General features: G+C 59.6%; 16 protein-coding genes. 8 read left to right on the top strand and 8 right to left on the bottom strand.

Annotation, left to right across the window (positions count from 1 at the left end; genetic code table 11):
* The first annotated feature begins 500 nt into the window (after positions 1-500).
* From A4E33_RS09045 to A4E33_RS09025, 5 genes are all read left to right on the top strand, one after another.
* Entirely contained in the window at positions 501-1,226 is a 726-nt protein-coding gene (locus A4E33_RS09045; protein ID WP_292347421.1) for an ABC transporter ATP-binding protein, read from the top strand.
* On the top strand, positions 1,219-2,622 hold the full coding sequence (locus A4E33_RS09040; RefSeq protein ID WP_292347420.1) for a hypothetical protein: 1,404 nt from the start codon (positions 1,219-1,221) through the stop codon (positions 2,620-2,622). Before A4E33_RS09045 ends, A4E33_RS09040 begins: the two co-directional genes overlap by 8 nt.
* Positions 2,623-2,658: 36 nt before the next feature.
* Positions 2,659-3,861, top strand: coding sequence for an aldo/keto reductase (locus tag A4E33_RS09035; protein WP_292347600.1), 1,203 nt, complete (start codon positions 2,659-2,661; stop codon positions 3,859-3,861).
* Positions 3,858-4,520 (top strand): TetR/AcrR family transcriptional regulator, encoded by a 663-nt coding sequence (locus A4E33_RS09030; RefSeq protein WP_292347419.1) that lies wholly within the window; start codon positions 3,858-3,860, stop codon positions 4,518-4,520. Before A4E33_RS09035 ends, A4E33_RS09030 begins: the two co-directional genes overlap by 4 nt.
* A gap of 135 nt (positions 4,521-4,655) precedes the next feature.
* On the top strand, positions 4,656-6,179 hold the full coding sequence (locus A4E33_RS09025; protein ID WP_292347418.1) for an AMP-binding protein: 1,524 nt from the start codon (positions 4,656-4,658) through the stop codon (positions 6,177-6,179).
* Here A4E33_RS09025 and A4E33_RS09020 read toward each other — a convergent pair.
* From A4E33_RS09020 to A4E33_RS09000, 5 genes are all read right to left on the bottom strand, one after another.
* Positions 6,097-6,471 carry a cation diffusion facilitator family transporter gene (locus A4E33_RS09020; protein WP_292347416.1) on the bottom strand — a complete coding sequence of 125 codons (375 nt, stop codon included), beginning with the start codon at positions 6,469-6,471 and terminating at the stop codon, positions 6,097-6,099. The two genes, A4E33_RS09025 and A4E33_RS09020, sit on opposite strands and share 83 nt — an antisense overlap.
* Positions 6,472-6,474: 3 nt before the next feature.
* Positions 6,475-7,590 carry a 5-amino-6-(D-ribitylamino)uracil--L-tyrosine 4-hydroxyphenyl transferase CofH gene (gene cofH / locus A4E33_RS09015; RefSeq protein WP_292347415.1) on the bottom strand — a complete coding sequence of 372 codons (1,116 nt, stop codon included), beginning with the start codon at positions 7,588-7,590 and terminating at the stop codon, positions 6,475-6,477.
* A 12-nt stretch (positions 7,591-7,602) separates the two neighbouring features.
* Entirely contained in the window at positions 7,603-8,613 is a 1,011-nt protein-coding gene (locus A4E33_RS09010; RefSeq protein ID WP_292347414.1) for a S26 family signal peptidase, read from the bottom strand.
* Between the two features lie 78 nt (positions 8,614-8,691).
* A complete protein-coding gene (locus tag A4E33_RS09005; protein WP_363054123.1) occupies positions 8,692-9,312 on the bottom strand; it encodes a LysE family transporter in 621 nt (206 codons plus the stop codon).
* Between the two features lie 381 nt (positions 9,313-9,693).
* Positions 9,694-9,867 carry a hypothetical protein gene (locus A4E33_RS09000; protein ID WP_292347413.1) on the bottom strand — a complete coding sequence of 58 codons (174 nt, stop codon included), beginning with the start codon at positions 9,865-9,867 and terminating at the stop codon, positions 9,694-9,696.
* 57 nt (positions 9,868-9,924) lie between these two features.
* On the opposite strand from A4E33_RS09000, the gene A4E33_RS08995 reads away from it, so the two are divergent.
* The 3 genes from A4E33_RS08995 (at position 9,925) to A4E33_RS08985 (ending at position 13,230) form a co-directional block, all read left to right on the top strand.
* Positions 9,925-10,851, top strand: a complete 927-nt coding sequence (locus A4E33_RS08995) for a PEGA domain-containing protein (RefSeq protein ID WP_292347411.1) — start codon at positions 9,925-9,927, stop codon at positions 10,849-10,851.
* A gap of 160 nt (positions 10,852-11,011) precedes the next feature.
* Complete coding sequence (locus tag A4E33_RS08990) at positions 11,012-12,043, top strand: PEGA domain-containing protein (protein ID WP_292347409.1); 1,032 nt, start codon at positions 11,012-11,014, stop codon at positions 12,041-12,043.
* 161 nt (positions 12,044-12,204) lie between these two features.
* Entirely contained in the window at positions 12,205-13,230 is a 1,026-nt protein-coding gene (locus tag A4E33_RS08985) for a PEGA domain-containing protein (protein WP_292347408.1), read from the top strand.
* A 44-nt stretch (positions 13,231-13,274) separates the two neighbouring features.
* On the opposite strand, the gene A4E33_RS08980 is transcribed toward A4E33_RS08985, so the two are convergent.
* The 3 genes from A4E33_RS08980 to A4E33_RS08970 are packed head-to-tail and all read right to left on the bottom strand — an operon-like array spanning position 13,275 to position 14,357.
* Positions 13,275-13,565, bottom strand: a complete 291-nt coding sequence (locus A4E33_RS08980; protein ID WP_292347406.1) for a type II toxin-antitoxin system RelE/ParE family toxin — start codon at positions 13,563-13,565, stop codon at positions 13,275-13,277.
* Positions 13,562-13,762, bottom strand: coding sequence for a hypothetical protein (locus A4E33_RS08975; RefSeq protein WP_292347405.1), 201 nt, complete (start codon positions 13,760-13,762; stop codon positions 13,562-13,564). The genes A4E33_RS08980 and A4E33_RS08975 overlap by 4 nt, the downstream gene beginning before the upstream one ends.
* A gap of 40 nt (positions 13,763-13,802) precedes the next feature.
* Positions 13,803-14,357, bottom strand: coding sequence for a hypothetical protein (locus tag A4E33_RS08970; protein WP_394334364.1), 555 nt, complete (start codon positions 14,355-14,357; stop codon positions 13,803-13,805).
* Positions 14,358-14,369: the final 12 nt, after the last annotated feature.

The raw sequence follows: 14,369 nt of genomic DNA, 5'->3' as shown, positions 1-14,369 counted from the left end.
GTTCCTTTCTCAAAACTCATTTGGTCAAAATGATCAAAAATTAATCCTCATTTTTCTTCGATGTGTTCATATCTGTATGTAAAGAATTCTGAAAATGGGTTCAAAAACCATTAAAAAAAATTTCGCTCTTGGAGGACATATGAATATGCCTCCACCGCTGTACCATTGCGATAATCCATAAGGACGCTAAGGAGAATTGATGAAAAAAGATTGGTGTTTTAGATCATTTTTGATGAAAAAAGTAACCAAAAAATCAGAATCACAAACAGTACAATTGCTCCAACAGTGTATTGCCACCGTTCAGTGTCTGCTGATTCACCCAAAACATCCACCCCCATCATTCAATATATTAGGCTTAGACGAATTTCAACATTTCTTACGAAATATATAATGATTATGTGTCACTATAGTAAAATTTTCCCGCCCCGTCACCTTTATCCCCTCCCGCATCCAACCGACTAGTCAGTCTAGACCAACCAGTCTGGGAAGGGACGTTCACAATGACCGCAGTGATCAAGGCAGACAACCTCGCGAAAACGTACGGCGATGTGCAGGCAGTGAAGGGCGTAAGCCTCTCGGTGGAGAAGGGGGCCCTCTTCGGCCTCCTCGGGCCCAACGGCTCGGGCAAGACCACGATGATCAGGATGCTGACCGGGCAGACGCGGCCGACCAGCGGCTCGGCCTCGGTGCTCGGGATTGACGTGACGCAGGACCCGGTCGGGATCCGGGCCCGGGTCGGGATCATCCCCGAGCAGGAGACGCCGCCGAGCTTCCTCACCGCGATGGAGTACCTGAAGTTCGTGGCGGCGGTCCGGCAGATCCCGGAGATCGGGAAGAAAGCGGACTGGTGGTTCGACTTCCTCGACTTCGCGGACAAGAAGGACGTGCTCTGCAAGGATTTGTCGCGGGGCACCCGGCAGAAACTGATGTTCACGCAGGCCTTTATCCACGAGCCGGAGCTCGCGCTCATCGACGAACCGCTCATCAACTTCGACCCGATCATGCAGGACCTTGTCAAGGACTACCTGGCAAAGTACGTGAAGAACGGCCGGACGATCTTCATCTCCACGCATATCCTCGAGGTGGCCGAGGAGATCTGCTCGGAGTTTGCGATCCTGCACAAGGGCACGCTCCTCCACACCGGGCCGGTCGCCGACCTGAAGGCACGCGGCGAACACCTGCCCGCGTTCTTCCTCTCGCTCGTCGGGAAGGGTCGCCATGTTTGAGCTCTTCATCGCCATGGTCAAGGAGGAGTGGCGGGTCCATTCCACCATGTTCGGCAGCCTCTCGTTCGCCCTCTTCCCGTTCCTGATCTTCGGGATCGCTTTCATGGGATCGTTCCTGATCCCGGTCGTAAAGCGGACGCTCCCGGTCGGGAACCTCTCGATCATCATCCATGCCATGTACCTGATGCTCGGGCTCATGGTCGGCGGGTTCGGCATGCTGGGCAACGAAGTGATGAACCGGCGCTTCGGGCAGGCTAGCTTCCTCGCCTACTCCGCCCGGAGCCTCCCGATCTCCGAGAGGACTATCTTTGCAAACTTCGTGGTCAAGGACACCGTGTACTACTTCTTCCTCTGGGTCTTCCCGTTCGCGTTCGGGTACATCCTCGCGGCGCCGTTCCTCGGTATCCCGCTCTCCTCCACGCTCTTTCTCCTTCTCACGCTCACGCTCTCGTTCCTCTTCGGCCTCTGCGGGATCTTCTTCCTCTCCACGGTCTTTTCGTGGTCGAAGCCGGTCTTCTGGGCCTTCCTCCTCCTGCTCGGCGTTGGTTTCGGCGGGATCATGGCGTCCGGCCTGAACCCTGCCATCCTCTTCCCGCCGCTGATGCTGCACGAGGAGTTCTCGTGGTGGAACCTCGGCCTCTCCTGCATCGTGCTCGCGTACCTCTTCGTGGTCTCGCTCTGGCTCTTCAACCCCGAATCTGTCGGCTCGGAGAAGAAACACCCCGATCTCTTCACGCCCGTGCTCGGGCGGCTCAGTTTCCTGCCCAACCCCCCGCTCGCTGCAAAGGACGCCGTCGACCTCCACCGGAGCGGGAGCCTGATCGGCCAGACCATCTTCTCCTTCGTGGTCCCGCTTGGCGTGATCTGGTTCTTCCTCTCCCTGATGGCGCAGTTCTTCCCGCCCCACGCCCTGCTCTTCCTGTACGCCGTGACCACCGGCGTCATTGCATCGACCATGTACACGTGGGTCACGATGTTCGACGCCTTCGGACCATACGCCTGCCTTCCCGTGGCCGTCAGCACGCTGATCGAGAGCAAGCTGACCACGTTCACGATCCTCCAGATAATTCCGGCCGTCTTCATTGCGGCGGTTTCCATCCTCGCGGGCGAGGCGGCGTACCTGGTCCCCGCGGTGGTGCTCGGCCTTTCGGTCTCGTTCTATGCCGTGGGCATCATGGCATGGCTCTGCGGCCTCTCGCCCAACGTGCTCGTATACGACGTAAAGGTGCTCTTCGAGTACCTCCTCCTCGTGGGCGTCGTGATAACCGTCTTCTCCGCGCTCTCGTTCATCAACCCCTGGTATGCCCTCGGTTCGGTCATCCTCGCGGTGCCGGCATGGCTCTTCATCCGGCAGGCAAAGATACGGTGGGATGCGGTGGATCCGCAGGGGTTCTGAGATGACACACGACAGAGGTGAAAAACAATGACCATGATGCAATACCGGACCGTACCGAAGAACGGCGACAAGCTCTCGGCGCTCGGTTTCGGGGCGATGCGGCTCCCGACCCGGCGCATGAGTATCGACGAGGAACGCGCAACAAAACAGATCCGCTCGGCGATCGATGCCGGGGTCAATTACATCGATACCGCGGTGCCGTACCACGGCGGGGAGAGCGAGCGGTTCCTGGGCAGGTGCCTGCAGGACGGGTACCGGCAGAAAGTGAAACTCGCAACAAAACTGCCCCCGCAGAACGTGAACACGCGGGAGGACATGGACCGGATCCTCGGGATCCAGCTGAAGAAGCTGAAGACGGACCATATCGACTACTACCTCCTGCACGGGATCGAGGGCAGCCAGTGGAAGCGGCTGCACGACCTCGGCGTGCTGGACTTCCTTGACACGGCAAAGGCGGACGGCAGGATCCGGAACGCCGGGTTCTCGTTCCACGGGGACCGGAAGGCGTTTAAAGAGATCATCGATGCCTACGACTGGACCTTCTGCCAGATCCAGTACAACTATCTCGACGAGACGAACCAGGCCGGGACCGAGGGGCTGCAGTATGCCGCCTCGAAGAATGTTGCGGTCATGGTGATGGAGCCGCTCCGGGGCGGGATGCTGGCCGGGAAATTGCCGGCAGCGGTGCAGCAGGTATACGACAAATCGCCCCTGAAACGCTCCCCGGCCGAGTGGGCGCTCCGCTGGGTCTGGAACCATCCCGAGGTCACGGTCGTCCTCTCCGGCATGAACGACGAGAACCACATCGCCGAAAACATCCGGGTGTGCCAGACCGCGTTCCCGAATGCGATGTCCGATGCCGAGCTCGCCACCATCGCCGATGTGGTCGCGGCGTACCGCGGTCTCGTTCCTGTCGGCTGCACCGGCTGCGCCTACTGCATGCCCTGCCCGTTTGGCGTGAACATCCCGATGTGCTTCTCGATGTATAACGATTACCACATCGGTGCGAACAGGATCCTCACACGCGGGATGTACGGTGCAATGCTGATGGGAGGAGTAATGCCCGCCCGGGCGGACGCCTCCCTCTGTAAGCAGTGCGGGAAGTGCGCGAAGGCCTGCCCCCAGCATATCGCGATCCCGGATGAGCTGGCAAAAGTGAACAGAACACTCGGTGGCCTCCGCACGAAGATACTGATGCCGGTGGTACGGATGATGTTCCCCAAAGAGGTAAAGGAGTGACAGCGCAGCGGAAGGATCATAAAAAGAGCGGTGGCGGAAGAAAGGACACCATGACCGCACAGCGGAGGACTGCCGGGAAATCGCCGGCAGCGGCGCCGGAATCCGCTCCCGGCAATCGCGGGAAGATCCTTGCAACGGCCCTCCGGCTCTTCACGGAATATGGCGTGGACGCAACCCCGACCGCCCGGATCAGCAAAGAAGCCGGCGTCTCGACCGGCACGCTCTTCCACTATTTCCCGGACAAGGACAGGCTCGTCGGGGCGCTCTACCTCTCGATAAAAAAGGAGATGGCGGCCGCGATCAGGAATAATGCCGACCCGTCCCTGCCGACAAAGCCGCGCATCGAGAAGGCCATCCGCGGCTTCATCTTCTGGGGCATGACAAACCCGCTCAAGGTCCGGTTCATCGACCAGTGCTACAACTACCCGGGCATCGGCGAGGACGTGCAGCAGGAGATCTATGAGGAATTCTCCTGGATGGAGGGGCTGATGCAGACCGCGATCCGCGAAGGTCTCCTTGCAGATCTCCCGTTTGAATTCCATGGCACGATGCTGTACCAGATCATGAGCGGGATCCTTTCCCTGATCGGGAGCGGGGAATCCGGGATGTCCGATGAAGCAATCATCGAGAACGGGCTCGCGATGCTCTGGAAGAAGTGAGTGCAGTCCGAGGGCAATCTGATATAATGCTCCCCGTACGGGCAAACCCGGGTATTGCGGAAAATAAACAACCCCTGCATATTACCCGCATAATGGAACCTTGATAGCAGAACGGGCTCATACTATTGCACGATCATGGTTTTTACCGCGGACCAGCCCTCGCTCTACGACCTCCTTTTCGAAAACGGCCAGGATCCTGACACGCCGGCCATCGAATCACCCGGCTCGCTGCCGCTCTCCTTTGGCGGGCTCCGGGACCAGGCAGCCGGCACCATCCGGTTCCTGAACGGGCTGGGATTTTCGACATCGAGCCGGGTTGCCGTCGTTACTCCCGACCACCCGGTAACCGGCGTTCTCATTCTCTCGGTCATGACCGGCTGCACCTGCGCCCCCCTCAACCCCAGGTATACCGCGGAGGAGTACGAGCGCTCCTTCCGGCAGCTGCGGATCGATGCAGTCATCGTGGAGGAGCACGATAACCGTGCGGCAAGAACTGCGGCCGCCCGCTGCGGGCTCCCGGTCATCGGTATGATCCCGGACGGCAACCGTGCCGGCACGTTCGTCCTCCGCCCGGACTTCCCCGGTACCGGGAATGCCATTTTTGGATCCGGTTCTGATACGCTCATCCTGCTCCAGACCTCGGGGACAACGTCGACCACCCGGATCGTGCCCCTCACGCACCGCCTCATCTGCAGGGTTGCGCAGCGGGTGTGCGGGACGTTCGCGTTCACTCCCCGCGACCGCTGCCTCCATATTGCCCCGTACTACCATACCATGGGGATCATGGGGAGCTTTATTGCTCCCCTGTGCGCCGGGGGCACGGTGATCTGCCCGAAGGATTTCATACCCTCCGATCTCCCACCACTGCTGAAAGAGTTCCGCCCGACGTTCTACGCGGCCGGACCGGCCATGCACGCGGCCATCCTGAAGGTGCTCAAAACAATCCCGCCGGCAGAACTGCAGGGGCACAGTCTGCGCCATATCCGTTCGTCCTCGGCGAGCCTTCCCGGCACCGTCCGCGAGGAGCTCGAGCGGGTGCTCGGCGTCCCCGTTATCGAGAGCTACGGGATGTCCGAGGTCGGGGGCACCATCTCTACCAACCTGCCGCCGGGAAAGCAGGGATCCGTGGGCAGGCCGGTAATCGACGAACTCGCCATCATCGACGAGAACGGGAACACACTCCCTCCCCTGCAGGAAGGCGAGATTGCTGTCCGGGGACCGTGCGTTTTTAGCGGGTATGACGACAGCAGCCCGGAGGAGAATGCATCGCTGTTCACCAACGGATGGTTCCGGACGGGCGACACCGGGTTCCTTGATGACGAGGGCTACCTTCACCTCACCGGCCGGAAGAAGGAACTGATCAACAAGGGAGGCGAGAAGATCTCCCCGGCGGAAGTCGATGCAGCGCTCCTGAAACACCCGGCGGTTGCAGACGCCCTCTGTTTCCGCATCGATGATCCTTCCCTCGGGGAGGAGATCGGGGCGCTGGTGGTAGTCCAAGGCCCGGCCCCGGCCCTCACTGCCGGAGAGCTCCGCGGGTATCTCGCCGGCCAGCTCTCCCCGCACAAGATACCGCTCAAATTCTTCTTTGTAGACACCATCCCGCGGACACCTCAGGGAAAACCGCTCCGTTCTGCAGCAACGCGGATGTATTCCTGAATCGGGGCATCCCGCCACCGATCCCGAAGATGGAGATCGCAACAATATGCGTCCAGAAGTAGAGGGACTTGCCATGCCCGAACGGGTGCGTTTCGTCGGCAGGCTTCTGTGCCTGCCGCATGCCGAGCAGCACGAGACCGCCGTTCCCGGTGTCCACGAGCGAGTGGATGCCCTCGGAAACCATAGCTGATGAACCCGTAATTGCCGCTGCAATGAACTTGGTGATCGCGATGATCAGGTTGCCGGCAACTGCCGCGATGACCGCGATCTTCGAACCGCCCTGTGTTGTCATGGATTACGCCCTCTCCTTCGTTTTCTTCTTTTCCGGGACAAGGTCGTACAACGTTGTACGCTGCCGGAGGTTCCGGCCAAGGTCGTGGACGATCCGCTCCATGTCCTCCGGGTCCAGGTAATCCGACCCCGACACCCCGGCGCTGCCGGTCACGTCGTCCGTGAACATGGTACCGGCAAGGTCGTTTGCGCCCGAGAGAAGCGCAAGCTGCGTCATCTTCAGGCCGACTTTGCCCCACGCCACCTGGACGTTGTCGATATTATCGAGGAAGAGCCGGCAGGTTGCAATCATCAGCAGGTCCTCGCGGCCGGTCGGCCCTGCCCGGGCGAGCCCTTTTTTAAACAGCGGCGTGCTGGTGTGGACGAACGGGAGCGTGACGAGCTCCGTGAAACCGTGCGTTTCGTCCTGCACGTCGCGGAGGACGCGGAGGTGTTCGGCCTGGTCGCGGGGGGTCTCGCACGAGCCGAACATGATGGTGGCCGTTGACCGCAGCCCCGCGTTGTGGCACTCCTTAATGATCCGCACCCATTCCGCGGTCGGGACTTTGCGGGGGCAGATGACCTTCCGGACATCGTCCACGAGAATCTCCGCTGCCGTCCCCTGGATCGTCCCGAGACCCTCGTCTTTCAGCCGGGCAATAACCTCCGCGGTCGGGATCTTCCCCCGCTTTGCCGCGTGGGCGATCTCGTCCGGGCTGAACGCGTGGATATGGACACCCGGCGCCGCCTCCTGGATCCAGTGCATGATGTCTACGAAGGTGTCGAGCGTGAACCCGGGGTGGACGCCCGACAGCAGGCAGATCTCGGTCACCTTCCGCCTGCGTGCGAGACGAGCCTGCTCCTGGATTCCCGCCCTGTCGTGGCAGAATGCCCCCTCGTCTGTTGCCTTCCGGCCAAAGCCGCAGAACCCGCAGAGGTTCTTGCAGATATTGGTGACGTGCAGGTTCTGGTTCCGGACATAAGTGACCGTGTTGCCGACCTTCCGCTCCCGCATCTCGTCAGCGGCAGCCGTGATCCGCCACACGTCCCGGCCTGTTGCCGAAAGGAGGCGTTCCGCTTCCGCTTCCGTGAGCCGGTGGCCGTCCAGCACATCGGATACCAGTGCCTGGATCTTTGTCATCGCCTCTCCCTCTCACCGCTTCTTCTTCGATCCTTTCTTCGCCGGCTTTGCATCCCCGCTCCCCGCCGCCTCTTTCCTGCGGAGGTACAGCTCGTGGAGTCCCATGAGGATCAGCACGATGACAATGACCGGCACGATATTGAGGGGCAGGAGCCCGACGTACGGGATGGCGATGAGCGCCTTCCCGACAACCCATTCCTTCTTCACCGGCTCGATCTTCCCGGTATTGGTATAGAAGAGCGATCCCTGGTCGCTGAAGTTGTTGTTGTCGCCCTTGGTGATGTACCCGCCATGGTCGGTGGTAATGCCCATGTCCCGGATGTAACCGGTCTTGCCGTCAACATAGCGTTCGGGGATGACGTAATTCCCGAATGCGGTGCTGGTGATCGTGATGTCGCTGTCGCCAGCGGTATAGTTCGCTGCACCGGTGTCGTTGCCGGCTGCAAGGATCGTGTACCCTTTTACGGTAGTGCCCGCGGCCGCGAGCGGGAGGTAGGCTGTCGGTGTGACGGATCCCTTGTACACGTTGATATACTGGGGGACCTGCTCCCCTGCCTCAGTCCAGGTCATTGCCCGGTGGATGATCGGGTGCTGGCCCGAGAGCGGCAGCAGGCCGACCTGCGCCCAGAAGTCGGTGTACCCGTTCGGCCGGTAGATGATCACGTCGCCATAGTCCCCGAACTTCTGGTACCCTGACGCCTTCCCCTGGTCCCAGGTCTGGAGGTTCCCGAGCCGGTCCTTCTCGACCACGATGACGAGGTCCCCGATGTTCATGTGGGGGATCATGCTGCCGGACTCGATGGTCACGACCGCGGGCCACGTGCCGCAGATGAGGTACAGGGCGAGCGCGATACCCCCGACAACGCAGACGACCCAGATAAGGTCGCGGGCGAGCGAAACGGCCCAGTGGTCGCTGGTGCGGAACTGTTCGATGATCGATGGGGAATCGCGGGACGGCGGGGTGTCAGCCATGGGATCGACCTGATTGATGGTATAGTGTTGGATCCCCTGCACATTAACCATGCTGAGGCTCATCGGGCTCAAATCAGGAGAATGCCGCGAAGTGTTCTTCGACCTGGCAGGATTGCCGCGGTTCCAGGGTCACGGCAGGAACGGGCCGGCAAGGTAGTAAATCCCGAAGAGCACAAGGAAGATGCCGCAGGCGCCCATGATCATGCGGTAGGCAGTGTCGGCAAGGATCGCTTTTCCCTTCGCAATGCCGGTGGAGACGAAGGTGTACCAGCTGACATCAGCCCCCCAGTGGCCGATCATGAAAACAATCGCAAGCAGGAGGCCGCCCGAGAGTGCATTGATCAAAAGGGCGCTCCCCACGGAAAGCCACCAGAGCCAGAAGTAGGGGTTCGCGGCACTGGTGAGGAGGCCGGCCATGACCGGGCCGGCGCTCTCATGCTGCGATGCCAGCGAGAGTGTAGCGCTCCGGCTGCCGGTGATCGTCATGATCCCGAAGACGATCAGCGCAATACCGCCGACTATCGCGATGATGGTCGTGTACGGCCGCGCAACCGCGGCGAGGCCGAGGACGATCAGAAAGAAGATCGCGGTCTCGATCACGATGTGGCCGAGCGAGACCCGCAGCCCCGCCGTCCAGTCGCCTTTCAGCGATGCGTTGATGGTGGCGACGAGCGTTGGCCCCGGGGCGAGGGCTCCGGTGAAGCCGATGAGGAGGCCGAGGGCGAGGGTGGAGAGGATTTCGGTCAGCAACAGAGTGGCTCCGTATGTACTTTCTTGTCCCGTTCGGTATTGAAACATGCCGGGCCAGCATGACCCGTGCAGCCACGCATGGGGGGTCAGTGGGGATAATTCCGGATCCTGCCGGCCGGAGAGCCGAGGTTTTATTACGGCGTAAATACCTGTTGAATTTAAGGAATCCGGAACGGCTGCCGGAAATTTATCCCCAATGACCCCCCTTGTGGCATGCCCGCTTTCATGGTTAATTCCGGTCCATTTTACTCCGGAAAATGCAGGTTTTTACCGGGAGCATGCGAAAGGGGGGTCAATGGGGATAAATAGACCGGGCAGGCACCTTTGCCCGCGGATGATCCGGTGGGATAGCCTTTTTTCCTACTGGCAACTGCGGCACCTTCAGTCACAAAGAAGTCGCCGGGCTTTGCGTTCATTGCAGCGCTCGCGGGTCTGGGTGCAGTCCTCTGCCTGCGGAAGGGACTGGCCGGATAATTTTTCCGGCCGCTCCTGGCAGCCCGGCCAATGGTTCCGGACTGATTTTCCGTCGTGAACGACGTCTCGTACCGTCGTCATCAAGACGGTCGGATACGAGCATAAGAATAATTACCCATCAGATTTTACCGTACCTGTATGAGATTCTCCCTGTCGCTTATCCTTGTCCTTCTCTTCTGTATCGCTCCCGCAACAGCCAGCATTGCATGCGGGACCGAGGCCTGTTCCTGGTGTACCCAGAATAACGGGCATGTCCGAATCCAGCTCCACAACAGCGCGGGTTTCAGCCATTCTGGTGGCGATATTACCATTGACGGAGTATATCCGGCATCGCTGACGGAGGTCATTTACGATGATTCGGAACGCGAATACGTGGGGCAGATACCGGCGGGATATCATTCGCTGAGACTCACGGCGACAGGATATAGCGAAATCAGCGATACGATACAGGTATGCGCCGGGAAAGTGACGAATGCAGACTTTAGTCCGACGAAGAGCGTATCCCTCGGCAAGACAGGGATCAATACCGGCGCTGTCAAGGTAACCACGACAATCACAACCGCTGCAGCCAGTTCCGGCGGGAGTTCGAAGTCCGGTGGGGCATTCGGCAACGTCCCCCTGCCGACGACAACAGTCCCGTCCTCCGGAGGATCATCTGCAGTACCGGCCGTACCAGCAGGACAGCAGACTTTCGCAACGGCCCAGCCTGACACGCTCGGCTCCCTTTCCGTGAAGACAGAGCCAGCCGGTGCGTTCATCTTCATCGACGGCGTCCAGCGGGGCGTCACGCCGGCCACGATCCCCGGGATTACAGCCGGCACCCACACGCTGCTGTTGAAACTTGACGGGTACCAGGACATCAGCACGCCGGTCACGATCTCAGCCGGCAAGACGCAGGAATACTCATCAGCCATGGCGAAGGTGGCGGCAACAACTGAGGCTACAACAGCAGCGGCAGCGACCCCGGAAACAACAGTAACGCCGAAGAAGTCGCCGGGCTTTGCGTTCATTGCAGCGCTCGCGGGTCTGGGTGCGGTCCTCTGCCTGCGGAAGATACGATCATAATCCCCGTTTTTTCGGTTTTTCCCCTGCCCGTCATTTTTCATGTGCCGGCAATCCGGCCTTTCGTTATCCGCTACGGCAGAATTCGGACGCCATCCGGGATTATTCCAGAGGCCGGATTAAAAACGGAACGGTATTAAACGATGCATACAACAGTCCGGATATGAAATACGGAACAGCATTTCTCCTCGTACTGTTCTTCTGTATCGCCTGTGTCTGTGCTGCACCGCCAACACAGTCCTGCGCACAATCATATATCGGCAGCTGTGGCAACATGCCCAACGGGCGGGTTATGGTGTATCTCAACCTCCCCGTGTCCGATGACGTGATATTCCTGCGCGGGACCGAGCAGCTGCATCCCACGATACGGTCCCTTCCTGATCCGTATTCAATTTACACGGGATACGAGCTCGGGTTTTCTCCCGGGACCTACACGATCACCGTCAGGAGACCCGGTTATAACGATGCCGCGTTCTCAACCGAAGTCTGCGACTGCAAGTATTCCTTTGTCAATGTCGTCATGGTACCTGCCGTCACGACAACGGTGACAACGGCAAAGAGCGGGTATGCCGTCAAACCGGCAGTATCCGGCTATTCAGTCATTACCGCGGCCACCACCGCACCGGTGACCACGACGCCCAAATATGCCGTCAATGTTGCTGGTACGATCGATGTCGCTACTCTTGCTCCGAAGACCACGACCGCTTCGGTATCGCAGGGCAGCGGGTCGCAGACCGGAGGAACGGGATCGCAGGGCACCGGCACCGGTTCCACGGGTTCCGGCCAGACCGGGTCTACCTCCGTAAGTTCGCAGGCCGGCTCCGGCTCAGGATCGCAGCAGGCCGGCTCCGGAACTGCCGGGAATATTGCACCCGCTGCAACCGGCATCCTCTCGGTCACCACGACTCCGGCCGGCGCCTATGTCTTCATCGACGGGGCCCAGCGGGGCGTCACCCCCGCGACCATCTCGGGACTTGCACCCGGGGACCATACCCTTCTCCTGAAGATGGACGGGTACAAGGACCTCACCACCACGATAACGATCATCGCCGGCCAGACCCAGCCATTCAGCTCCGGTCTTGTCCCGGTATCCGGGACTCCTGTTGCCACAAAGAAGTCGCCGGGCTTTGCGTTCATCGCGGCACTCGCCTCACTGGGTGCGGTCCTCTGCCTGCGGGAGATGCGATCCCAATAACGTATTTCCCTGCCGGCTATCTCATCGCCCGATTCACCTCCTGTACCGGCAATCCGCCCATTTCCGGGCCCGACGATTCAATTACGACGTTATCCGGGATTATTCGGGAAGCAGGATTAAAATCGGAACGGTAATTAACCCCTTCATACAACAGACCGGATATGAAATACCCTGTTCTCCTTTTTCTCCTGCTCGCGGCACTCTGTAGCGGGTGGGCACATGCAGCACCGCCGGAAGGGTCCTGCGTAGAGGACAATCCCGCGCTCTCCAACTGGGCCAGCGGGGATGTTTATTTCCTTTCCGATCTGCCGTATTCAGAAGACGTGAAGATATACTGGGGGGATACAACACTCCTTCCGGCAGATTATAAGTATTTACCCGCACCGTACGGTGATATCCCGGCATATCATGTCTCGCTTGGTCCCGGCTCTTATATCCTGAAATATACCAGGCCGGGATATGAACGTCTTCTGATCGCCACGACGGTCTGCGATCGCAAGTATTCGTATGTATACGTTTATCTGACGCCCTCATCGGCTGCCCCTCCAACGACAACGCCCGTCGCGATCAAACCGGGCGCAGTGAATTTCGCAGCAGCGAAGACCACGACGATGCCGAAACTTGACAAGCCCACGATTGTTGCGAAAGTCACGACCACAACGGCAGCACAGGGCAGCGGGTCGAAGGTCGGTGCATCGGGATCGCAGAACCTAGGTGCAGCGGCAGCAGCGCTCGCCGGTTCTTCGCAGTCAGGGTCATCGCAAACCGTATCCTCCTCCGGCAGCCAGCAGGGCGGCTCCTCTTCAGATAACCAGCAGACAGGCTCATCTCAGTCCGGATCGGGATCCGGTTCCCAGCAGTCCGGTTCAGCAGCGGCAGGCAGTATCGCACCCGGAGCCACCGGCACCCTCTCGGTCACCACGACCCCGGCCGGCGCCTCAATCTTCATCGACGGCGTCCAGCGGGGTGTCTCCCCGGCAGACATCCCCGGGCTCGCACCGGGCGATCACACGCTCCTTCTGAAACTGGACGGGTACGCCGATCTCTCCACGCCGGTCTCGATCACCGCGGGCGAGACAACGAAGTACAACACCGGGCTTGCTGCGGCAAAGAAGTCGCCGGGCTTTGCGGCAGTGTTCGGGATTATCGCGATCGGCGCCGTGCTCTGGATGCGGAGGCGACAATAACAGAAAATTTTTTTATGTTCTGAAAAAACGACGGGTACGGGTAATCAGTAATACCCGTATTTCTTGTGAGCCTGTTCTATCGGGAGGATCTCCTGGACAATCACCAGTTTTTCCTCTTTATCGATCTCATATAAGACGGTATACCTGCGGGAGATATGAAGCCGGTAAATAATTATCCCGCCCCGCAGGACCAGTTTTTCCTTATCGCCCTCTTTTCCCGGGAACGGATCTTCCTCGAGCCGTTTCAGGGCAGTTTTGATAATCCGGCGTGATTTATCAGGCAGGCTGTTGATCTCGTCTGCCAGTTCATGCCAGAGGATGAGGGAATAGGTCAATCCTTAATCTCCGCAAGGGAAACATAATCCCTCTTTCTGCGGCTGCGCCAGGACCTCGCGTCTTCCTCGAGCCGGCGCATCTTCCGATCCTGAATCATCTCCTCCAGAAGATCCGTGTAGGTCTGGCCGGCTGACCGCATCTCGGCAAGATCCTTCCAGACCGGTTCTGTCACCGGTATCCGTTTTACCGCGGGCATGATCATAGTGTAAGCATTGTAAATATGAATACTTTTGCCGTTATTGGAATGGCACGGGAATCTGCCGCTGCGGAAGATGCGGGCCGGGTGTTTTTCGAGTATTTTTGGGGAAAGAAGATTCTTCCAAAAAAAGGCCGTTCCGGCCGGTATTATCCCGCGATTTCGATTGACCTGACGAAATGCGCGGGCCGTCGGAAAGGGCACCGTCGGCATCATCGTTGCCGACAAGCGCAATCATGGCGCCCCGCGTCCCGTTCATCATCAGGAAAACCTCCCCCCGCATGCGGGGGCCGTTCTTCATCAGGGCGGTGTACTCGATCCGCCAGGCCGGCGATCCCGACAGAGTGGCAGGCTCGCTTGCCACGAGTCTGTAGTCCGTGCGGTAGGTGGCGTTGGGAAGCATCTCCAGATACTGGTCCCGCCACGCTTCAAGGGTTGCCGGGGAATGTTTCAGGGCGGCGTTGTCGCCGCTCTGGAACGCAGCCGTGAAATTCCCGCCGGGACGGATGAAGGTGTATTGCACGGTTCTTGCATATTCTGCGGAAGCTGCCCGTTCCATATGCCAGCTGGCGGGATACTCGAAACTGATGCCCATCGGGACATCCCT

The organism is Methanoregula sp. PtaB.Bin085 (genome assembly GCF_002067035.1).
GTDB lineage: Archaea > Halobacteriota > Methanomicrobia > Methanomicrobiales > Methanospirillaceae > Methanoregula.
This window is presented reverse-complemented; position numbering and strand designations above follow the sequence as displayed.